The 21,908-nt window shown below is 51.4% G+C and carries 18 protein-coding genes; 10 read left to right on the top strand and 8 right to left on the bottom strand.

The window, feature by feature from the left end; translation table 11 throughout:
* Positions 1–5 precede the first annotated feature (5 nt).
* Positions 6–674 (bottom strand): 7-carboxy-7-deazaguanine synthase QueE, encoded by a 669-nt coding sequence (gene queE / locus O59_RS15045; protein WP_007644227.1) that lies wholly within the window; start codon positions 672–674, stop codon positions 6–8.
* Between the two features lie 230 nt (positions 675–904).
* Between queE and O59_RS15050 the strand changes: the two genes are divergently transcribed.
* On the top strand, positions 905–1,222 hold the full coding sequence (locus O59_RS15050) for a hypothetical protein (protein ID WP_007644229.1): 318 nt from the start codon (positions 905–907) through the stop codon (positions 1,220–1,222).
* 90 nt (positions 1,223–1,312) lie between these two features.
* Here the strand turns inward: O59_RS15050 and corA are convergent, their stop codons facing one another.
* Complete coding sequence (gene corA, locus O59_RS15055; protein WP_040392824.1) at positions 1,313–2,269, bottom strand: magnesium/cobalt transporter CorA; 957 nt, start codon at positions 2,267–2,269, stop codon at positions 1,313–1,315.
* Between the two features lie 251 nt (positions 2,270–2,520).
* On the opposite strand from corA, the gene O59_RS15060 reads away from it, so the two are divergent.
* Positions 2,521–2,820, top strand: coding sequence for a hypothetical protein (locus O59_RS15060; RefSeq protein ID WP_007644234.1), 300 nt, complete (start codon positions 2,521–2,523; stop codon positions 2,818–2,820).
* Between the two features lie 73 nt (positions 2,821–2,893).
* Here O59_RS15060 and grxD read toward each other — a convergent pair whose 3' ends face one another.
* Positions 2,894–3,211, bottom strand: coding sequence for a Grx4 family monothiol glutaredoxin (grxD, locus tag O59_RS15065; RefSeq protein ID WP_040392827.1), 318 nt, complete (start codon positions 3,209–3,211; stop codon positions 2,894–2,896).
* Between the two features lie 213 nt (positions 3,212–3,424).
* Between grxD and O59_RS15070 the strand changes: the two genes are divergently transcribed.
* The 3 genes from O59_RS15070 (at position 3,425) to O59_RS15080 (ending at position 6,768) form a co-directional block, all read left to right on the top strand.
* The gene (locus tag O59_RS15070) at positions 3,425–4,969 is read left to right on the top strand and encodes an ATP-binding protein (protein ID WP_007644236.1); all 1,545 of its coding nucleotides are present in this window, start codon (positions 3,425–3,427) and stop codon (positions 4,967–4,969) included.
* Entirely contained in the window at positions 4,966–5,628 is a 663-nt protein-coding gene (locus tag O59_RS15075; protein ID WP_007644237.1) for a response regulator, read from the top strand. Before O59_RS15070 ends, O59_RS15075 begins: the two co-directional genes overlap by 4 nt.
* A 291-nt stretch (positions 5,629–5,919) precedes the next feature.
* Positions 5,920–6,768 carry a protocatechuate dioxygenase gene (locus O59_RS15080; protein ID WP_198284811.1) on the top strand — a complete coding sequence of 283 codons (849 nt, stop codon included), beginning with the start codon at positions 5,920–5,922 and terminating at the stop codon, positions 6,766–6,768.
* Between the two features lie 24 nt (positions 6,769–6,792).
* Here O59_RS15080 and hrpB read toward each other — a convergent pair whose 3' ends face one another.
* Genes hrpB through O59_RS15100 form a run of 4 tightly spaced genes read right to left on the bottom strand, consistent with a single transcriptional unit; the run spans position 6,793 to position 12,825 of the window.
* Positions 6,793–9,240, bottom strand: a complete 2,448-nt coding sequence (hrpB, locus tag O59_RS15085; protein ID WP_007644239.1) for an ATP-dependent helicase HrpB — start codon at positions 9,238–9,240, stop codon at positions 6,793–6,795.
* A gap of 3 nt (positions 9,241–9,243) precedes the next feature.
* Entirely contained in the window at positions 9,244–9,981 is a 738-nt protein-coding gene (locus O59_RS15090; protein ID WP_232283095.1) for a DUF6445 family protein, read from the bottom strand.
* 35 nt (positions 9,982–10,016) lie between these two features.
* Positions 10,017–10,736, bottom strand: a complete 720-nt coding sequence (locus O59_RS15095; RefSeq protein WP_007644242.1) for a DUF6445 family protein — start codon at positions 10,734–10,736, stop codon at positions 10,017–10,019.
* 34 nt (positions 10,737–10,770) lie between these two features.
* Positions 10,771–12,825, bottom strand: a complete 2,055-nt coding sequence (locus O59_RS15100; protein ID WP_232283096.1) for a TonB-dependent receptor domain-containing protein — start codon at positions 12,823–12,825, stop codon at positions 10,771–10,773.
* A 194-nt stretch (positions 12,826–13,019) separates the two neighbouring features.
* Between O59_RS15100 and O59_RS15105 the strand changes: the two genes are divergently transcribed.
* The 5 genes from O59_RS15105 to O59_RS21855 all read left to right on the top strand — a co-directional run bounded on the left by O59_RS15105 (position 13,020) and on the right by O59_RS21855 (position 20,729).
* Positions 13,020–15,488, top strand: coding sequence for a response regulator (locus tag O59_RS15105; RefSeq protein WP_007644246.1), 2,469 nt, complete (start codon positions 13,020–13,022; stop codon positions 15,486–15,488).
* A 261-nt stretch (positions 15,489–15,749) separates the two neighbouring features.
* On the top strand, positions 15,750–16,922 hold the full coding sequence (locus tag O59_RS15110) for an aspartate aminotransferase family protein (RefSeq protein ID WP_040392830.1): 1,173 nt from the start codon (positions 15,750–15,752) through the stop codon (positions 16,920–16,922).
* 61 nt (positions 16,923–16,983) lie between these two features.
* A complete protein-coding gene (gene argF, locus O59_RS15115) occupies positions 16,984–17,901 on the top strand; it encodes an ornithine carbamoyltransferase (protein WP_040393041.1) in 918 nt (305 codons plus the stop codon).
* Between the two features lie 249 nt (positions 17,902–18,150).
* Positions 18,151–18,888 (top strand): LuxR family transcriptional regulator, encoded by a 738-nt coding sequence (locus O59_RS21125; RefSeq protein WP_007644253.1) that lies wholly within the window; start codon positions 18,151–18,153, stop codon positions 18,886–18,888.
* A 122-nt stretch (positions 18,889–19,010) separates the two neighbouring features.
* Positions 19,011–20,729: a hypothetical protein gene (locus O59_RS21855; protein ID WP_198284812.1), complete on the top strand. Its 1,719-nt coding sequence runs from the start codon at positions 19,011–19,013 to the stop codon at positions 20,727–20,729.
* 86 nt (positions 20,730–20,815) lie between these two features.
* Here O59_RS21855 and O59_RS15135 read toward each other — a convergent pair whose 3' ends face one another.
* Complete coding sequence (locus O59_RS15135; RefSeq protein WP_007644255.1) at positions 20,816–21,883, bottom strand: hypothetical protein; 1,068 nt, start codon at positions 21,881–21,883, stop codon at positions 20,816–20,818.
* Between the last annotated feature and the right edge of the window lie 25 nt (positions 21,884–21,908).

Below are 21,908 nucleotides of genomic sequence, written 5' to 3' on the forward strand. Positions count from 1 at the left end.
AGGAATCAGTGGCCTGGCACGTCGTTCCACAACAGCTTGTGCAATTGCAGTTGGAAACGCACAGGCAAATTATCGGCCAGAATCCACTCCGCAAGTGAAAGCGGTGTTACTTGACCAAAACTGGGGGAGAACAACACCTCAGCAACACGGCCAACCAGCTGGTGTTCATCAACCTTGAAACGAGCCCATTCGTAGTCCTCCCGGCTGCAGATCACGAATTTAACCTGATCCTGCCTGCTCAGAAGTGGGATATTTTCCCAGCGGTTGCGCCCTACCTCACCGGAACCGGGGGTTTTTAAATCCATGACTTTCACCACTCGCGGATCCACATCATCCACTGGCAAGGCGCCACTGGTTTCGAGGGATACGCTGTATCCTGCATCACACAATGCACTCAAAAGGGTCAAACACTCACGCTGGGCGAGAGGTTCACCGCCGGTGACACAAATGTAACGGGGATTAAAACTGGCAACCTTGGCAAGAATTTCATCAAGGGATAATCGCTCGCCACCATAAAATGCGTATTCAGAATCGCAATAACCGCAGCGCAGCGGGCAGCCGGTCAGGCGCACAAACACCGTGGGCAAACCCACAGTGTTGGATTCGCCCTGCAGCGAATAGAAAATCTCGGTAATTTTTAAACTGGCTTGGGTCATGGTGCTGGTTTGGGTCATGTGACTGCACGCTGGCGTGCTGGCGGGATGAACTAGAGCGCCCGAACCGGTTGGATAGTGCAGCCAGGCGGCTCAGCGAGTAAATGTGGCGCGCAGTTTACCCCAAAGGCCGCCACTGATGCGAGGATCAGTCCATCGCAAGGTTTGCCCTGATGTCAGGCGCACTGTTATGCTGGCAGATGCCGTTTTTTCCGCCCATCGCGTTTATTAACTGAAATATTCTGAATTCAATGATCAAACCAACCAAAACTCGTCGCCAATTGCATCAGGAACTGGAAGCGCAAATCCAGGAATTTCTGACCCATGGCGGTCAGGTCAATGAAGTGCCGCGCGGTTTAAGTGGCCGCGCCGATGCCAATGGACCATTGATCAGTATCTTTGATGGCAGCGGCCAAGAGGATCGCACACCACTGCCGGAAGTAGTTGCAGCCATCGAGGCGCGCAAAAAACCGCAACTGGCACAAAAAACAAAAAAAATGCGCCCACGCAAAAAAGTGATTCTCGACGATTTTGGTCAACCCCTGCGCTGGGAATGGGTCGAGGAGTAAGCATTCGCAACAATTTAAGCGCTAATAGCGCAAAAAAAACGCCACAGCGATCACTCACTGTGGCGTTTTTATTGGTAACCATGGGGCTTATCAGAGCCAATCTTTGCGCTTGAAATACCAATAGGGCAAGACCGCCGAAAGCAACATCAACACTACTGCGACTACAAAACCGTATTTCCAGTCAGTGTGGGGAATGTACTCAAAGTTCATCCCATAAGCGCTGGCTACCACGGTAGGCGGCAGGAACACCATCGCGGCAATGGAGAAAATTTTAATAATCTGGTTTTGTTCAATATTGATAAAACCCTGGGTGGAGTCCATCAGGAAGTTAATCTTGTCGAACAAAAACGCGGTGTGCGACATCAGGGTATCCACATCGCGTTTAATCTCCCGTGCCGTTTCCTGCAACTCAAACGACTCGCGCAAATGGCGCTGCAAAAAAGAAATGGAGCGCTGGGTATCCATCAAACACAGACGAATCTTACCGTTACTGTCTTCCAGTTTTGCCAGTTTATCGATGGCATCTTCCAGCTCGGCGTCCTCATCCTCCAGCACCATATGGCTCACATCTTCGAGTTTGCGATGGATATCCTCTAGGGCATCAGCGAGGTTTTCCACTTTCTGCTCAAACATGGTCACCAGCAAATCCTGGGGGGACGCCACTTGCACCTGACCGGCGCGGGCGCGCATACGCAACAGACGGAAATCCGCTAGGTCGCCATCGCGCACACTGATCAAACGTTTCTCTTGCAGAATAAATGCAACCGTAGCAGTGCTGTGACGGCCAGATTCACCGGGAGCAAGGAACAGGGAGTGCACGTGAATACCTACACTGTCCTGAAAGTAGCGCGCCGAGAACTCAATCTCTTCAACATCATCTGACTCAGGTAGTTCGGCACGTAAGAAGCCGTTTAGCTCATCGCGCTCTTCGTCGGAGGGTTCGTGGGCATCAATCCAGAGCGCATTATTCAATGCCAAGCGCGGGCTTTCATCCGACTCCTTATCCTCTCGCAGGGTATTACCTTGAACTTTAAACATTCTTAACATCGTTGTTCATCTCCTGCAGCTCAAGGTCTAAGGTATCTCCCCCTACGTCATAGTCGGGCGAGCGGTTTTAGGGCGGCTTTATAGCACAGCGCCAATACAGTTAAAGTATTTTATTAGGTTTTCGCCCTAGGCGATTATTTTTTTGAAGGTTTTTCAGAGGCCAGCCGATTTACCGGATGGCAGCCTTGCGCTAACAGCAAAGCCGGTGCAATTCTGCTAAGGTTGAGCAGCCACTATTTTGAGCTTTGATTATGCAAATTCGCCAGATATCCGCCGCCCTGGATGCCAAACTCGTGCAGCTGGATCACCAATTAAAACAACTGGAAAAACAATATCAACAGACGCCAGATCAACAATTGGTGGATGAGATGGCGGCACTGAACCAGATACGCGACAAGCTGCTCAAGTCCAAAGACATTGCATGGCGCGCCCATCAACTGCGCGACGATAATGATGATCAACGCCGTGCACGGCAACGCATGACAGGGTTGATTATGTGTGGGCTGAGTTTGATAGGCGCAGTAGCACTGGTCTATTTTGCCCTGCAATAACGCACCGCAAATGGGTGCAAAATACAAAGCCCGGCAGTGCGTCGCCGGGCCAAGGGTAATCCCACTTAACTAATTAAGCGGCAACCGCCGCATCGATCAAAGGTTTTAATTCACCCTTCTCGTGCATTTCGGTGATGATGTCGCAACCACCGATCAACTCACCCTTAACCCACAGTTGCGGGAAGGTTGGCCAGTTAGCAAATTTTGGCAATTCAGAGCGAATATCCGGATTGGTCAAAATGTCCACATAAGCGAAGCGCTGGCCGCAGGCCATGAGTGCTTGTGACGCACGCATAGAAAAGCCGCACTGCGGCGCGCTGGGTGAACCCTTCATGTAAAGGATCACAGCATTGTCACTAATTTGCTGCTTGATTGTATCTAACACGTCCATCTTAACTACCTCGATGATCTTTAGGGATGTCTTCTGGGAATGAGGGGGCAACTGGGCAAGATCGGTATATCCGAGTATTTTGCTCAAGTATTGCCATTTTACCCTAGCCGACCGCTGCAGGCCAATCGGGGGCGATTGCCAAATCGCGGTTTTTGCTTATTCTGTGATAAGTCTGTTCGCTGTCTCTCCCGCCCTCTGAAGGTATTCGTTGCTGTGAAGTTTAATTTACGTGTCCAATTATTTGCCGCCTTTGCGCTATTTGCGCTGCTGTTAACCGGCGGGCTTTACCTTTACTCACGCTTGAGTTTTGAACACAGCTTCAATAATTACATGGAGCAAAAAGAGGCCGCGCGCAACGCCAAGTTAATCAATGCACTGGAGCATCACTATCTGCTTTATGGCAACTGGGAGAGCTTCAAAAATAATCGTCACTTTTGGCAGATGTTTGTCTGGCAATATTCCACTAATTGGCGGCAGCGCAATGAGCGACCTATTCCGCTGCCACTACCGCCGGAGATAAATCCCTCCTTCGCACCAGACGATAATACCGATGCGCTGCAATCTTTTCTGTTGCGTCGCAACACCCAGGAAAATCGTCGTGATGATCGCGACCGCCCCGTGCGTCCCGATGATTTTTTGCGTCATCAACCCTTCAAGCGTTTTATTTTGTTGGATGCCGACAAAAATTTACTCAGTGGTAAAAAGTGGCGCAATGAAACTTATTTTTTTAACGACTTGATACTTACAATCGATGGTGAAAAAAAAGTAGTAGGTTATCTCGGTACGCCGATGAATCCGGCATTGCGCGACTTGCGCGACAATGAATTCGCCAAACGCCAGCAACAGCATTTTTTATTAACTGCACTGGTTGCACTGGCAATTGCACTTTTCTGCGCTATTCCGCTGTCCTATTTGTTAACCCAGCGGGTAAAAAAACTAGCGACTCACGTGCAGCGCTTAAGCAGTGGCGATTACACCCAGCGCTTGCAAAGCAAAGGACAGGATGAAATTTCTACCCTGGCCGAACACCTTAATCACTTAGCCCACACCCTGGCGCAAAGTGAACAGGCACGCAAACGCTGGGTTGCGGATATTTCTCACGAATTGCGTACCCCGCTCGCGGTGCTCAAAGCAGATTTAGAAGCACTGGAAGACGGCGTGCGCAAGTTTGATGCAAAAGCGATTACCCGCCTGCAAAAACATGCTGAGCGCCTTGCCAATCTGGTAAACGATTTGTATCAACTCTCGCTCACCGATATAGGTGCCATGAGTTATCGCAAACGCGAGTGCGATTTAGGAGAAATTATCGAGGAAATCAGGGTTTCCCTGCAGGATAAAGCCACGCAACAAGGGCTTTCGCTGGAATTAAAAACACCCAAAAATCCCCTGCTTGCTTTTGCCGACCCCGAACGTTTGCATCAGCTGTTTTTAAATTTGTTTAACAACAGCATTAATTACACGCAAAGTCCCGGCACTATTCGTGTGCAACTCGATACTGCGTTAAAAAACAATAAAGCCCATGCAGTATTTATGATTGAAGATTCGGCACCGGGTGTAGACCCAACGTTACATGAAAAATTATTTGAGCGACTCTATCGCGCCGAATCATCGCGCAGCCGTGAAACCGGTGGCGCAGGTTTAGGTCTGAGTATTTGTCGCAACATTTGTGAAGCCCACGAAGGCTGCATTGACATTGCTAACAGCGAGTTGGGTGGCCTGAAAGTATCTGTTTATTTACCTCTGCAGGAATCCGCATGAATATATTAATTGTTGAAGATGAAATTGATCTGGGTGAAATACTGCAAGATTATTTAGTCAGTGAAAACTTTACCGCCACACTGGTCAGTGATGGCGAGGTGGCGCTGCAAAAAATACTCAATGAAAAATGGGATTTGGTATTACTGGATTTAATGCTCCCCAATCGCGATGGTTTAAGTATTTGCCAAGAGGTTCGCAAAACCTCGCAAGTACCCATTATTATGACTACCGCAAAAGTAGAAGAAATAGACCGATTGCTCGGCTTGGAATTGGGCGCCGACGATTACATTTGCAAACCCTTTAGCCCACGCGAAGTAATTGCACGCGTAAAAGCTGTATTGCGCCGCAGCAATAAAACCGACGAGCAACAAGACACCGGCTTTCGTTTGGATAAAGAGCGTCAGTACGCCTGTGTGGGTGATCAATGCGTTGAACTAACCAGCATTGAATTTCGCATTTTGGAAACATTGCTGCTTAACAAGCAGCGTGTTATTTCACGCGATGTATTGCTCAAAAATGCCTACACCGACCACCGCATTGTGAGTGATAGAACCATGGATTCTCACATCACCAAATTGCGCAAAAAATTACTGCCCATTTGCAGCGACGATTTGATTCATTCGGTTTACGGTGTTGGCTATCGCCTGCAACTGCCTTGATACAGTTGACGATACACCGGCGCCACGGACGGCGCGATATCCCCTCCCATTCGCAAGAACCCAGGTAAGAAACTGCGCAAAAAACTGACTTTTCTTGCTCTTTTTCCCGCGCCCCATCAAGTTCCATAGTTTTTGCACAGTCATAAAGTTTGCACAAATTATGCAAATTGCTTTCACAATCTGCCCATAACAAGCTTTTCGGAATCTGGTCATAGTTGTTGTCAATAACAGTTGCGCCATTAAGCGCTACTACTAACAACAGCCACTACTTATCAGCACAGGAAAATAATTATGCATCAGCAGCCGAACCAGCAGGACAGAAACGGAAATACAAATAGCAATGCAAATACAGCGAAAAGTACAGTCGATAGCGACCGTCGTAAAACGCTTGGTACACTTGGACTATTTAGCCTTATGGGCGCCACCGGTTTAATCAGTTGTGGTGGAGGCTCAAGTAATAGCAGCACCAGCAGTAGCTCTACTGCATCCACCGCCAGTATTAGCTCAACAAGCACCAACGCCGCAACCAGTAGCAGCTCAGGCAGTTGTACATTAATTCCCACCGAAACCATTGGTCCCTTTCCATTATCAACCCTACTAAATAATTCACTGGTACTGCGTGAAAATATCGCAGAGGATAAAACCGGTGTGCCCTTACAGGTGAAATTAAAACTGGTGAACGTCAATAACAATTGCAGCCCGGTTTCGGCGTATATGTATATCTGGCACTGTGATAAAGACGGATTGTACTCAGGGTATTCCACCAACAATAATGCTGGGCAAGCTGGGCAAACCTATTGCCGCGGTATTCAGTACACCGACACAAGCGGCGTGGCCCATTTCACTACCATTTACCCTGGTTGGTACGCCGGGCGAATCACCCATATTCACTTTCAGATTTTCCTAACTACCTACAGCAGCACTGCGCAGTCCACCGCCATTTCACAAATGGCATTTCCCGCTGCGGTAACAACTGCTGTTTATAATTCTTCGCTTTATACCAAGGGGCAAAATACTTCCGTAACCAGTTTTGCCACAGACAATGTATTTAGCGATGGAGTGGAATATCAATTAGCAACGGTGACAGGAAGTGTAGAAGAGGGCTATGTTGCGGAGCTGGAAGTGGGTATCTCGGTGTAGCGAAACCCATCCAGCCCGGTAAATTTATTGCGGCACTTGCTGCTGCGCTAATTTTCGCTTGGTTAGTGCAGTCGCCTCGTGTTCCAGCGGATTTTCCGGCCAGGGGTGGCGTGGGTAGCGGCCGCGCATTTCTTTGCGTACCTCGGGGTAGGCCTGCTGCCAAAAGGTTTGCAAATTAGTGGTAATGGCGAGCGGGCTGCCATTGGGTGAAAGCAAATGGATTTTTAGCGGGATTTTGCCATTACCCAGTTGCAACTGTTCGCAGCCAAAAAACTCCTGCAACTTGGCAGAGATTTGCGCACTGCCTTCACTGGTAAACTCAATAGTTACACTGCGCCCACTGGGTAAAGTAATTTTATCGGGCAACAGCTGCGCAACTTTTTGGCACTGTTCATATCCCAAATAAAATTCCAACGCTTCACGCAGCGGCAAGCGTTCCAGTTGTGTGCTTTCATTCAAAAACGGCGATAGCCACTGCGGCATCTTCTCGATAAGTGACGCATCATCCAGTGCGAGACAATCCAACAACTGATGTATATTTAATAATCGTGCACGTTCGAGTAAAGCGCGTGCGCTGTCACTCCATGATAGTTGCGCTAAACTTTTTTCGCGCGCAAGCTGTTGAACATGAGCCACCAATTTTGCGCTCAACTCTGTAGAGTCAATGGGTTGAAACTGCTCGTCGATAACCACACCGCCCATGGTCCAACAGCTGTGCTCTTGCCAGCGCTGCTGTTTGAAAACCATGCTTTGGTTTAACTGACTTAACTCGCGCTGTTGCGCCTGCGCAAGTGATAAGGCGAGACCAATACCGGAGTGACTTTTGGGCTTGGTATTGATGAGCAAAAACACCGCCCAATTGGATTCCAATTTTCCTTGCGGCTCCACACTCATGCCCGAATTTAAACGGTAGCGGCCAGACTCCTGTTTAAAACCGATACGATCACTGAACGCCCGCGCAATCAATAACGAATCGATTGCGGCATTTTCTTCCTGCAGCGCCAATACCGAAAGCCAGCGTTTTTGTTGTCGCTGCCAGTGGTGATTGCGTTTTAATTCTTGCGCTGCATCCGCAAGCCACTGCTCCAAATCCTGATCGCCCGCCAATTCAAAATGTAACGCCAAAGCGAGCAATAGAGATGAAGTGGCGATCACATTTTTATGCAGCAACAAAAACGCGGCAATGCGCGGGTGAGTACCCAGTGCGCTGACTTTTTCACCCGTAGGGGTAATTGCGCCCTGTTCATCCAGCAGCTGCATTTTTTGCAATTGTTGCTGCGCAAAAGCTAATGCCAGCGCATTCGGTGCTTCAAGCCAAGGTAAGGATTGGGCGGGGCTGCCCCAGTGGGCGATGCGCAACATCAGCGGAAGGTAATCCGTCGCGCGAATTTCCGGTAAATCCGCAGCGGCGAGCGGCTGGTCTTGCGACCAGAGACGAATACAGTGGCCGGCTTGCACGCGCCCCGCACGACCGCGCCGCTGTTCGGCGCTGGCCATGCTGATGCGTGTGGTGCGTAAGCGAGTAACGCCAGTGCGCTGTTCGTAATCGGCGCGGCGCGCCAAGCCAGAATCAATCACCAGTGTGACATCGGCAATCGTCAAGGAGGTTTCAGCAATATTCGTCGCTAAAATAATACGCGGCCCCTGCGCTGGGTCGAGCGCCATTAATTGCTCGGCAGCGTTAACGCGGCTGTGTAAGCGACAGACTTTGTGTGTGGGAAAATAGCTGGCGAGCAATTGCGCGCAATCTTCTATTTCACGCCAACCCGGCAAAAAAACCAGACAACAACTGGCTTGCCATGCAGGATAAGACTGCAAGGCACGCAGTAATTGTTCATCCACTTTCTCCGGATATCCGCGCACATTTTGTTTGGCCGGTTGATGCTGCACGGTGACGGGAAAGCAGCGACCCGGCGCAAAAATTCGCTGGGAAATTTGTTGTTGCAACGCGGGATCAGGTGTTGCACTCATTAGCACAAGCTGCAAATCCTCACGCAGAATTTGCACTTCTTGCAAAAACGCCCACGCCATATCCTGATTGACACTGCGCTCATGAATCTCGTCCAACATCACACAGGCAACATTATCGAGCGTGGGGTTTTGCAGCAAATGCTGCAGTAAAATACCGGGGGTCATTAATACTAAACGGGTATCCGCACTCATGCGCGAATCGTAGGGCACTTGATAACCCACTTGTTGCCCCGGGGTTTCACCCAATAGCTGGGCGAGCCGTTGGGCAAGCGCTTGTGCGGCTAATACCCGCGGCTGCACCAACCATACTTGTTGCCCTGCGGGTGCTTGTTGCAAAACCCACAGCGGTGCGAGGGTGGATTTCCCAGCGCCCGGCTCCGCTTCCAATAACAAAGGCGTGTGTGCAAGTGCGGCGACAAATTCACTGCGCAGTGCGCTTAAGGGTAATTCAGGCAGATGAATGGCAGCGTTTTTCGCCTGCGGATTTAACTCAATGCTCACGCATTACTCCTGACAATGCACAAAGGTATTTAGCGTAAGCCTGCCGGTGCGCGGATTGGGATCAAACTTAAATGTCGGTGCGATATTGCCGGAATGTAAGTGATTACTGCGATACATAACCAGGCGATTAAAAACGGCGTCATAACTGGCAAGCTGTTCGAATAGATCGGTTGAACCATTGATATAAGCTTTGGGTAATTCGCGCTGCTGCAATTGCGCCGTCAGTTCCACCAAATAAAGTTGCTTACGGGCGTCACTGATTGTTTGATAACCGGTGGTACGGTGACGATACAGAGAAGTACCGCCCATGGTTTCATCACACAAATAATGCACACAGGCGAGATTATTTAAACCAGTCGAATCCACATGGGGTACACATTGTGGCGGGCGCAATTGTGCCGGAGGTGTCACCACCATTGAATAATCGCTGCGCAAACCCTGAATCATGGTGGATTTTATAGCAAAGGTTGAATAAATAATTTCACCTAAATCGCGCAACATAGCGCGCAGATAAGTGCTGGGCGCAGGCATGCGCACACCGGGGTAAGATAAATCTGCAGTATTAAACTTACTGTGCTGCACGCAGTAATCAATAAGCTGTTCAGCATTGGCGAGAAAATTATCTACCACTAATACCGGCTGACGTTCATCACCGATATAATCAACGCGAAAACTAAGCTGCTGGTGTTTATGCAGCTGGGGCAACCTTTCGGTCGCGGTATCGTTTAGTGGATTAATCACAAAGCCCCCATCTACCAAATCCAATTTGACTCAGTTTACGCGCGCGCATAGATAAAAGTATTTAATGTTAACCGGCCAGTGCGCGGACTGGGGTCAAAAGTAAAATCCGGCGCGATATTGCCGGAGTGCAAATTATTGCAGCGATAAATAATAAGGCGATTGAAACGTGCTTCGTAACTGGCAATTTGTTCAAAAAAATTATCGCTACCATTCATGTACCTACGCGGCACCAAATGATCCGGCAGTTCTTGTTGCAAACTGCGGCGATAGATTGGCTTGCGCTCAGCATCGATAGTTTCATAATTTGTTGAGCGATGACGATAGAGCGAAGTGCCGCCCTGTTTACTGTCACACAAATAATGTACTGCCGCCAATTCACGGCCATTGGTTGAATCAAAGTGCGGTAAACACTGCGCCGGGCGCAACTCGGCAGGCGGTGTGACGACCATGGAAAAATCTGCTTTTACGCCAGTAACCCACTCGTCACGCATTCCAAAAGTGTCACTCACTAATCGATGCAGGTGCCGTTGAAAGGAATACAAATAAAGTTCCGGCGCAGGCAGACGAACACCGGGGTAATGAGCATCGACATTGTTAAATTGCCCTTGCTGCTGCGCAAATTCAACCAGAGTTTCAGCATGAACCAAAAAATTATCAATGACCAATACCGGTTGACGCTCAAGGCCAACGTAATCAACCCGATACTTAAAATCGCTATGCAATGGAACCGATGGCGGTGAACTCTGCTGTTGCATGCTGCTCTCTATTATTGAAACCTAATGGCTATTATTAAAACACTATGTTCATTCCGGCCGTCATGTTACGCCCCAGCGCTGGCTCAAATGCGCGACCATTGGCTTGATTCACTACCACTGAGCCAACGTAATTTTCATCGCTCACATTTGCGACTTTTAACCACCAACCAACACGCAGTTGATTAATTACCACATCGCCCTGGGCACTCACATCAAAGGTGCGATAACCCGGTGCAGACACGGCATTATCATCGGCGCTAAATACCCGCGTGCGCTGTTGCAGGCTGGCGCCTAATTGCAACGCTTCGCTACCGAAGGGCAGCCATTGTAAACCGAGTTGATATTGCTCGCGCGCTACTCCGGGTAATTGGTTGCCATCCAATTCACCCGCGGAATAAATCGCATCAATAAATTGGGCGCTGGCTTGCAGGCGCCATTGATCGTTAACACTGTAGCGACCTAACACCTCCACACCTTCGCGCTCAGTCGCTGCCGCATTGCGATAGCTGGTGCGACCGCCAACCGACTGATCCACCACTAATTCGTTTTTGCTGTCGATCATAAACTGGGTGACGCTTAATTCGGCACCAGCCACGGGGCGATAATGAATACCCCATTCCTGCTGATGATTCAGCGCAGCTTCTAACGCGATATTTAACCCGCTGCCCACGCGGCGATAAGCCATCTCGGTGAGTGTAGGTGTTTCGTAACCGCGCCCACGGCTGGCAAATAACTCCCACTGGTCACTGAGCTGATAATTCGCGCCAAACGCATAGGCGTTTTCACGATAGTCACGCGTGCCGCTGTCATCGGGATTACCGGTAACCACAAAATAGTCGTCCACTTCCATATCCAACCGGCTTTGACGCACACCGGTGTAGAGCGACAAATCCGCTGTCGGCGTTAATTGCAGCAGCGCATAAATATCGCGGCTATCCACCTTGCCCAATTCATTGCGACGCAAATCGCCCGCGCTGCCGTTATTGTTTACAAAACCGCGCCGGCGATCTTCCGTTTGCGCCAGTTCGATACCGACACTCATATCGGCGGGCATATTCAGCAGGTTAAAACTTTGGGTGATATTCGCGCTGGCACCGGCGAAATCGCGCACTAAATCTACGACGCCACCGCTGCCGGAAATCCCCTCACCGCTAAAACCCAGGTATTGGGTGATGGCGCGCTCGCCCTGCCAGAACGAGGTTTGCCAGCGGGTTGCCCCCTCACTGTCGCGCAGGCTGAGTGAGGTCTGCTCATGGTCGACAGATTTGCGGGTATTAAAGTCTTCGGCGAGTTGATTGGTTTGACGCGGGTTAGCGCGCCACTCTTCCGGTCGCAGCGAAAGCGGGTCTTGCAGCAGCGGGTCATGGCTGCGCTCGTGTTTCAGGGTGATGTCCAGCTGATTGCTGGTGGTGTAGTAAAACTGGGCCGCACCCTGCTGGCGCTCCGCGCTGGAATGCGGACGCTCGCCATCCACCTCGGTATTCGCCAGCTGTACCCGCGCCGCCATTGCCCCTTGCCGCCAATCGCCTTGCACCGTTTGGCGCTGTAAGCCGGGGTCGCCGCCCATCACGCCTAAATTCACCTGATTTGCCACGGGCGCGGCGGTTTGCAAGGCAATGACCCCTCCAGCGCCATTGCCATAAAGCGCAGCGATAGGGCCCCGCAGCACCTGCACGCTGTCAATATTATCGAGCATGACGCTGGATAGCTGCCCTTGCCCATCGGGGGTGGACATGGGGACGCCATCTACCTGCAGATCTATACCGCGCACCCCAAACGCGGAGCGGGCACCAAAACCACGCAGACTGATGCGTGTGTCCTGGGCGTAATTGCTGCGTGAATCCACCTGTACGCCAGGCAGGGTTTGCAGCAGTTCAGCGGGATCAAGGCGCGCACCGGGCGGGAAATCGCCGGCGTTTTTTAGCATCACTTGGGATGACAAAACCGACGCCGGGCGCTCGCCGCTAACCACCAGCGTCTCCAGCACTTGTTGCGCCTGAACTGCAAGCGGTAGCGTCATCAGGATTGTGGATGACATAAGGCAGAGGCCGGTAACACGAGGGGCAAAACGGTTGAATCGATTAGACATTGCAGTGGAATCTCTTAACCCGGTAACCGGGTGCGACGGTAAGAAAGAAATGACAGGCGCCATTGTGCGCAAAGGCTGCTGAACTCTCATCTGCTAAAACGGTTTTTTACATCGGCGATGAGTAAGCATTCGTACTTAAATAACACTTTGCATAACAGCCTCTATACTGAAGTAAGCAACAGTGGACCGAGCCTATGACGCAAGAATTTCGTAAACAGCTTGAAGCCCTGCGCCAGCGTTTTATTACCAGCCTGCCAGAACGTGCGCGGCATTTGGAAAACATCTGGGGTTACCTGCGCCACTTAAACTGGAGCGCACAGGGTTTTGCCGCCCTGCAGCAGTTTGTGCAGAAGCAAAATGAGGCCGGTGCCAGCTACGGATTGCCAGAGCTGCGCGCCAGCGCGAGCCAATTGGAAAACTTCTTAAACGAACTGCAGGAGTTGGGACGCAGCTTTGGTGGGCAGGAATATACCCAGCTGGAAGAGCACGTCAAACGCCTGAGCCAAGTGATGATGGCAACGGCCCAAGGCATTACCACAAAAGACAACTTACCCGCTCCCATTGAGAAACAGGCCTACCCGGATGCGGAAGGCAAGGTGTTGTTTTTAATCGACCCGGATCGCACCCTCGCGGCCATGTGTAGCATCTATTTACGCCGTGTGGGTTTCACCGTTGAATACTTTGAAACTGTACAACAGTGCATGCAGCGACTGAACCTGGAATCGCCCAGCGCCATTTTGATGGACCCGGATTTCGAACACGCTGGTTTGCAGGCGCTGGGCAACCTCCATCAAATCAAAGCGCTGGTTCCGCCTAGCACCCCGATTGTGCTGATGTCCGGGCGCACCGATGTCAACGCCAAACTGCGCGCCCTGCGTGCCGGGAGCAGCGATTATTTAATCAAGCCGCTGGACATGGGCCTGCTGATTGAACGGCTGTTGCAAGTCATCACCCAGCACAATCGCACCTATAAAGTGATGGTGGTGGACGACGACCCTGATATGGCTGCGCTGGAAAGCGAGATTTTGCGCCTTGCCGGTATGGAGGTGATCAGCGTGCACCAGCCACTGCACAGCTTGCAGCAGGCTGCGCAGTTCAATCCCGACCTGGTGATTTTGGATATGCACATGCCCGACATCAACGGCATGGAACTCGCCGTACTGCTGCGCCAGGATCCGCAATTTCTGCTGCTGCCAATTGTATTTGTGACCGCCGATACCGACACCAGCCTGCATCACACAATCAAAGCGCTGGGGGTTAATGCCGTACTGACCAAACCCTTTGAAGCGACTGAACTTATTGGCATCTGCGAGCAGGCGCTCAGCCAGACCTCAACCCTCAAAAGCCGGGTTGCACGGGTGACGCGCCACACCCAACTGCCGCAGAAAATTAATCGCAGTTACTTTTTTTCAGTGCTGGAAGATGAAATCAACAGCGGCGCTCAGGGGCCGCATACCAGCGCGCTCTATTACATCAGTATCGACAACCTCAGCGAGCTGAGCCAACAGTTGGGCATGGTGGAGCTGATCAAACTCCACGACCAATTCTGCCGCCATTTGGATGATTCCATTGGCAGCGATGAGCAGTGGATCGATTTATCCAACATGGTGACTTGCGTATTAGCCGGTAAACGCAGTGCCGAATTTCACCGCCAACGTTGCGAACAATTGCGGCGCCATTTGGCCGCACGTACATACCTGGCCCACGAGCAGGCAATATCCCTGACGGTAAACACCGGTATCGCCCTCTTAACCGCCAACCTGGGCACAGCCAATCAGGCACTCTTGTGTGCGGAACAAGCATTTGAGGCCAGCTTGGCTCCCAAACCCAACCATGCGCCAACAGCAGACACTGTCGATATTGTGACTATTCCGGTACTCACCAAAGTCGAGCCGGACTTTTCCCAAATCGTCTTCAGCCGCGATTTGTCCCTCGCCTTCCAGCCCATCATTAGCCTGGAAGATGCGCGCATAGAGCACTTCTCGGTATTGCTGCGCTTACAGGGTGAAGACGGCGAACCCATCGCCGCTAAACAATTTCTCAGCCGGATCAATAAACCGTCACAGCGTATTGAATTGGATCGCTGGGTATTGCAACAAGCGGTGAGCGCTATCGCCAATAACAGCGCCACCCGTGAGCAGGCCACGCTGTTTATCCATTTGGCCGAAGACACGCTGCAACAAAGCACCTTCTTTTCTTTTGCCGCCAATGTGCTGCGCTCCTCCCGCCTGCGCGGCAGCGAGCGCCTGGTATTTATGCTGGAGGAAAACTGGGTGCTCAATCACCTGCATCAAACCCGCGAAATTGCGCGGGCGCTGCATGATATCCAGTGCGGTATTTGCCTGACCCGGGCGGGAGAAAACCCCGGTATTGTGGAGATAATCGACCAACTGCCGCTGGACTATTTGCGTCTGTGCCCCAAGTTGTCGAATACCGGGACAAATCCGGCACTTCTGGAGAGCCTGGTCAGCACGGCAACCCAACGCGGGGTCAAGGTCATCGCGACACAAATTGAAAACTCACGCAACCTGTCCAGTTTGTGGCTACAAGGGGTGCGGTTATTTGAAGGATTTTTTATCCAGCCACCGGACGAAGGTTTCCACCTGCAAAACGATATTATTTTTGCCAAGGAGTTTGTGCAGGGAAATGGCTTTAGCCAATAAACCGGTGGCGACCTGCGTGTAACTGCCACAAAAATGGGCAAATTTGCCAATAATCGCAATAACTTATATATTTACCGCCTGTTTTTGCTGCGCGCCTTAGGCGCACCCACTGCGCCGTTCCGGCTCGCCGTGTTGAGTTAGCGAAAAATCCCCTTAATGAATCACCCGCCAGCCCGCACGCGATAGGCTGAGTTGGTTTCGTTTTTTCAGCTATCGGGAACTGACCTTGTTAAAGCCTCGGCTTTGTTTTTGGAGAACACCATGTCCAGTCTAATGAACACTTACGGCACCAGAACCCTGACCCTGACCAAGGGCGCGGGCAGCCGCGTGTGGGATGATCAGGGCAACTCCTATATCGATGCGATTGCCGGTATCGCCGTGTGCGGTTTGGGCCATTCGCACCCTGCCCTGACCAAAGCCATCTCTGAACAAGCAGCAACCTTGCTGCACGTATCCAACCTGTACAACATTCCCCAGCAACAGCGTTTGGGCGATTTGCTGATTCAGGTCTCAGGCATGGACAAGGTATTTTTCTCCAATTCCGGCGCCGAAGCCAACGAAGCCGCGATTAAAATCGCGCGGAAATATGGCAACGAAAAAGGCGTGAAAAATCCCGCTGTGATCGTTATGGCCAACAGTTTCCACGGCAGAACCCTGGCGACATTGAGCGCTACTGGCAACGTAAAAGTACAAATCGGCTTTGAACCGCTGGTGGAAGGTTTTATTCGTGTGCCCTACAACGATGTTGCTGCAGTGAAAGCCGCCATCGCTGAGCACAAGAATATCGTCGCTATTTTGGTTGAACCCGTACAAGGCGAAGGCGGTGTGCGGGTACCTGCGGCCGACTATTTAAACCAGTTGCGCACCCTGTGTGATGAACACGCCTTGCTATTGATGACCGATGAAATCCAAACCGGCAACGGCCGTACCGGCACTTTCTTCGCCTATCAGCACAACGGCATATTGCCGGATGTAGTCACCACCGCTAAAGGTCTGGGTAATGGCATGCCTATCGGCGCCTGCCTTGCACGCGGTAAAGCCGCAGAAGTATTACAAGCAGGCAACCATGGCACTACCTTTGGTGGCAACCCACTCGCCTGCAGTGCCGGTATCGCGGTGATTGAAACCCTGCTCGCCGACAAACTGATGGAACGGGTAACCACACTAGGCAATAGAATGCTCACGGGTTTTAAAGAAGCCCTGGGCGATAACCCCAAGGTAGTTGATATTCGCGGCAAGGGCTTAATGATTGGTATCGAACTCAATGCGCCCTGTGCCGAGCTGGTACAAAAAGGTCGCGACCTGGGGATACTGATCAACGTAACTGCCATGAATACCATTCGTTTGTTGCCAACCTTCATCCTCAGCGATGCAGAAGCCGACGAGCTGGTCAGTAAAGTGGTAACGCTAGTGACAGAGTTCTCCCCCAATTAGTAATGCGTTTTAAGTGGGCGCGCGCAATAAAGCGCGCGCTATAAATGAAAGAGCATCGATTATGGTTCCCTCAAAGGCACCGAGACACTTCCTGACTCTCAACGACATTAACCGCGCCGAACTGCAACAAATTATTGCGCGCGCCATCGAACTCAAAGCCATGTTGCGCCAGGGCACTGCCCCTGAGCCTTTTAACAACAAAGTGCTGGCGATGATTTTTGAGAAAAATTCCACCCGCACCCGCGTCTCTTTTGAATCCGGTATGGCCAAACTGGGCGGTCACGCCATTTTCCTGTCCACCAAGGACTCGCAATTAGGCCGCGGCGAACCCATTGAAGACGCCGCCCGCTGCATCGCCAGCATGGTCGACATGGTGATGATCCGCACCTATGCCCACAGCACCGTGCAACGTTTTGCCGAATATTCACGCGTGCCAGTCATTAACGGCCTGACCGATGAATATCATCCCTGTCAATTGCTCGCCGACATTCAAACCTACGTTGAACAGCGCGGCTCCCTCGCGGGCAAAACCGTGGCGTGGGTGGGCGATGGCAACAATATGTGCAACAGCTACATTCAAGCCGCCGAGCTGTGCGACTTTGAATTACGCATTGCCACCCCCAAAGGCTTTGAGCCGGAAGACGAATTTGTCACCCCCTACCAGCATCGCGTCAGTTTGAGTAATGACCCACGCACTGCCGTTGCCGGTGCCGATTTGGTGGTGACTGATACCTGGGCTTCTATGGGCCAGGAAGATGAAAAGAAACAGCGCGAAAAAATCTTCAGCGGTTATCAAGTCAACAAAGAGCTGATGAGCCTCGCCCAACGCGATGCATTGTTTATGCACTGCTTGCCCGCCTATCGCGGCAAAGAAGTGAGTGCCGATGTTCTCGACGCACCCGACTCAGTGGTATGGGAAGAGGCAGAGAACCGCATGCATGCGCAAAATGCTTTGATGGAATTTTTGTTTAACCAGTAATTTTATCGGGATAAAAATATCCGGCGCAGACATCAACGCGCATGAAAAATCGCCCTGCACATCACTGCCCATAAAGCCACCTGTAAAAAATTACAGGTGGCTTTTTTGTTGCTGCCAACTTCTTGCCCCATTCCTCCCGCAATTACATTTCGCTACAGTTTTTTAATTGACGCTATCGCAGCAAAAGCAATAAATACTTAACGATTAGTTTTGGTTTATGGGTATTACACTCAGGGAAAATAGCAGCAGATGAAACTCAGCGACTTTAATGAATTGGTATTCCAGTTTGCGCAAGCCGAAACCACCGAAGACATCACCCGCCTTTGCGTTACTCACTGCGCCAAAATGGGTTTTGATAATTTTATTTACGCGCTGCGCGTACCCACCAGCTTTGCCGAAGCACGCATTATTACCATTAAAGGTTATCCGGATTCGTGGCTGACACATTATTTTGAAAATGCCTATTACCTGGACGATCCGGTAATCATGCACTGCAAAAAACATTTGATCCCAATCCAATGGCAAGACCTTGGGCCAGTGAGCACAGAGATGGGCGAGCGCATTATGAATGAAGCGACTGAATTCGGATTAAAAGGCGGTATTAGCATGCCGGTCCATGGGCCGACCGGGGAATTTGGTATTTTCAGCATGACTTTGAATGAACAAAAAAAGATGCATCTGGAATTAATCCAGCAGGCATCACCCTATATCCATTTATTTGCCGCTTACCTGCATGAAACGGTACAGCGCGTTTTAAGCCTGGATGTTCCCGATAAAAAACTATTGCTCACCGCGCGCGAGAAAGAATGTTTACGCTGGACTGCCGACGGAAAAACCTCGTGGGAAATTTCACAACTGCTAAATACTTCCGAGCGCACTATTAATTTTCATTTAACCAACTCAATGTCAAAACTCGACGTCAACAATCGCCAACACGCCGTTGCCAAAGCGGTATTGCAGGGAATTATTAACCCCAATCCGTTTTAACAGCCTGTCAGTTTTTACAGCTAACCGCCCACGCCGCAATGATTTCTAATAAGTGAACAACACTCTCTGGTGTTTGCTGTTTAGCACTGTTGAATTCAGCCAATTTATTTGCGGACTTGATCATGAATAAATACGACTATTCTTTTTTATCACAGGATTTTTTTACCAAAAAATTTGTTTCGCTCAAACACCTTGTCACGCCGGCGGTTACTGCCGCAACGTGCAGCTTGCTAGTTGCCTGCGGTGGCGGGGGTGGTGGCGGTAATAATAATTCCAGCCCGGCATCCAGTAGCGCCACCTCCGTAGCTTCCAGTGTCAGCAGTAGCGCGAGCAGTGTCTCCTCCAGCCTCTCTTCGTTGAGTGCCTCTTCATTGAGTGTTTCATCGCTGAGCCTGTCCTCCAGCAGCCTTTCTTCAGTGAGTTTATCGTCCCTGAGCAGCGCCCCATCGAGCACCTCTTCAGTAAGCAGCAGTGCAGTCGCCGTTTCATCTGCCAACAGTTCATCGAGCAGCATTGGCGATGCAACCGCTATCAGCATCATCTCGCCACCCGGCGCGGCCAGTGCACGAGTGGCAATAGACGATCAAGGTAACGCTTGGGCGATCTGGAAAGGCATTATTGACGGCGCAAGCGGCGGCGATAATTTAATTGCCAATCGCTATGTAAAAGGATCTGGCTGGGGCACAGCGCAGCTATTGGAAAACGACGGCGCTTCCGTCGATAAAGCTGAAATCTACATCGACCCAAGCTCGGGTCGCGCTGTGGCAACCTGGACACAGCTCACCTCCGCTGGCGCTTACGATTTATGGGTGCGTCGCTATGCGCCAGCAACGGGCTGGGCAGAACCCGAGCGCATCGAAAACTCCGAAGGGGCCATGGGCTTTTTCGCCAAAACCATTATCGACAGCAACGGCAATGCACTGGCGGTGTGGGCGCAATCACCCGTGAATTTGGGGCGTTTCAGTATTTGGTCCAGCCATTACACAGCGGCAGCGGGCTGGTCAGAACCGGTTCTGTTAGAGGACAACAACGTGATTGGCGGTCAGGACGGTTCACCGAGCCTCGCCTGGACCGGTGATGGCAAGGCGCTGGTGGTGTGGTTAAACAGTGGCAACAATCGCGTCAACATCGCCACCAATAGTTACACGGCAGCTGGAGGCTGGGCGGAGGATGAAATACTGGTTGCCGACACAGGCGGCGATATGGTGCTCAATCACCCGCTACTGGTTAATGACGGCGCAGGCAAAGCCCTGCTGGTTTGGGGGCAATGGAATTCGCTGGGCGATGGCACCTTCACCAGCCGGATACTGGCAAAAAGCTACAACAACGGCTGGAGTGACGATATTGCCGTGGTGGGCGAAGACCCCGGCAGCGATTTGGTCAGCGCGCCGCGTGCAGCCAGTAATGGTAGCGGTGTGGCCGCAGTAACCTGGGCGCGCAAAAATCAGGCAGTGATGGCAAATATCCGCGCGGCTAATGGTACCTGGGGTACCCAGAGCATTCTTAAACCGGGCAATGCAGATTTTCTGCAGAGTGTTCCTGAAGTGGCCATCGATGGTGCCGCCAATGGTTTGCTGGTTTGGTCGCAAGAATCCAACGATAACACCAGTAAAGACAGCTGGTTCGCCAACCTCAGCGGCAGCACAGGAAGCTGGGCAAGCGGGCAGTTATTAGAAGCATTTGTCGGCACAGCTGTAGAGCCAATAGTTGCCGCCAATAACGCGGGTGATCGTGTAGTCGTCTGGTACAACTTCAACAGCTTCGGCTCACCCGGCTCGGAAATTTACGCCCGTTATTTCCCCGCTGGCACTACAGCTGCACCTGTGCCCGCAGAGGACTAATCGTTTTTTCACCCCTTGCGTCGCAGAGGCTTCTACAACTCTGCGGCGCCTTTTTACACGCTCAAATACTTACACCGTCAGTTTTTTTATACCGTCAAATTAATCTCTTGCACAACACCCACCTTGCCGTCTTCCGTGAGATATACACCGGAATTGGCGACCTCACCTAACGACTGGTTATCGGGTCCTTTCAACTGAAAAGGCGACGACACATGGCCGAGAAAAATTGCGCCGATATTTTTATCACCCAGTGCCGCCAATTGACTTGAGCCGTCTTCATTGATCATCCAAATACGCAGCTGGTGATAAATACTGTCACCTTCATCGATAAAATTATTGCCGTCCTCATCAAACGCTGCCAGCTCGGCAAAACCGCGTCCGCTATTAGGGCCAAACAATTCACTGCCGTTATTGATTGCCCCATCGCCATTGCGATCCAACGCCAGATAGCCATTGCCGGGGCGTAAACTCGCAATCTGCTCTGCTGTGCCGTCGCTATCCAGATCAAATGCAAAACGGGTTTGGGTGAGGCCCGCCCCCAAGCCATCAAAATTGATTACCAGCGGGTCAATTTTGGCGGCGCCAATACGCACTTCCAGATGGGATTCCTGCACAAACTCGCGGCTCATTGTAAGTGCAACGGCAAAGTCGATGTCGCGCCCGTCCGCCGTGCGCACCACACCCACCGCTTGAAAACTGGATGCCTCCTGTTCGCTATAACGCTCCTGACGCTGGTAAACCAAGCCCGGCCCGGTAGCGCGCGCCAATACTTGCGCCGGTGGGGTGGCATCCACCGAGAGTGTTTGCACAGCGCCGCCGTCTGTTTTGGGCTGTATATCCGCAGGGGTTGTTACCTGCAAGTCCTTACCGGTGATGGCCTTGTACATCGCCTCCAGAATCATCAAATTCAAACGCGAACGGGAATCCAGTTGGGGCGATAAATCCAGCAGCTGTCGCTCGCGATGCATGGCCAACACCGAACCGGCGGAGGATAAATCCACCCGCACCGCAGGCTGTTGCGGCGCTGTTTCTGGTTCAGTGACGGGGGTGGCAGCTCGCTCACCTAGCCAAAACTCCAAGCGCTCGGCGACCTGATGCTCCTCGCGATAGTCGTGTTGGGCAGCCATGTGGATGTGTGCGTTGGCAATAATCATAGAGTCGCCTGCATAGGATTAAGGG

It is taken from the genome of Cellvibrio sp. BR, assembly GCF_000263355.1.
Classification (GTDB): Bacteria; Pseudomonadota; Gammaproteobacteria; order Pseudomonadales; family Cellvibrionaceae; genus Cellvibrio.

Coding starts and splice junctions, on each gene's coding strand:
- O59_RS15135 (WP_007644255.1), bottom strand. CDS start 21,883: ATGATTATTGCCAACGCACACATCCACATGGCTGCCCAACACGACTAT.
- queE (WP_007644227.1), bottom strand. CDS start 674: ATGACCCAAACCAGCACCATGACCCAAGCCAGTTTAAAAATTACCGAG.
- O59_RS15105 (WP_007644246.1), top strand. CDS start 13,020: ATGACGCAAGAATTTCGTAAACAGCTTGAAGCCCTGCGCCAGCGTTTT.
- O59_RS15095 (WP_007644242.1), bottom strand. CDS start 10,736: ATGCAACAGCAGAGTTCACCGCCATCGGTTCCATTGCATAGCGATTTT.
- O59_RS15075 (WP_007644237.1), top strand. CDS start 4,966: ATGAATATATTAATTGTTGAAGATGAAATTGATCTGGGTGAAATACTG.
- O59_RS15110 (WP_040392830.1), top strand. CDS start 15,750: ATGTCCAGTCTAATGAACACTTACGGCACCAGAACCCTGACCCTGACC.
- O59_RS15100 (WP_232283096.1), bottom strand. CDS start 12,825: ATGTCTAATCGATTCAACCGTTTTGCCCCTCGTGTTACCGGCCTCTGC.
- O59_RS15080 (WP_198284811.1), top strand. CDS start 5,920: ATGCATCAGCAGCCGAACCAGCAGGACAGAAACGGAAATACAAATAGC.
- O59_RS21855 (WP_198284812.1), top strand. CDS start 19,011: ATGAATAAATACGACTATTCTTTTTTATCACAGGATTTTTTTACCAAA.
- O59_RS15060 (WP_007644234.1), top strand. CDS start 2,521: ATGCAAATTCGCCAGATATCCGCCGCCCTGGATGCCAAACTCGTGCAG.
- O59_RS15050 (WP_007644229.1), top strand. CDS start 905: ATGATCAAACCAACCAAAACTCGTCGCCAATTGCATCAGGAACTGGAA.
- O59_RS21125 (WP_007644253.1), top strand. CDS start 18,151: ATGAAACTCAGCGACTTTAATGAATTGGTATTCCAGTTTGCGCAAGCC.
- corA (WP_040392824.1), bottom strand. CDS start 2,269: ATGTTAAGAATGTTTAAAGTTCAAGGTAATACCCTGCGAGAGGATAAG.
- grxD (WP_040392827.1), bottom strand. CDS start 3,211: ATGGACGTGTTAGATACAATCAAGCAGCAAATTAGTGACAATGCTGTG.
- argF (WP_040393041.1), top strand. CDS start 16,984: ATGGTTCCCTCAAAGGCACCGAGACACTTCCTGACTCTCAACGACATT.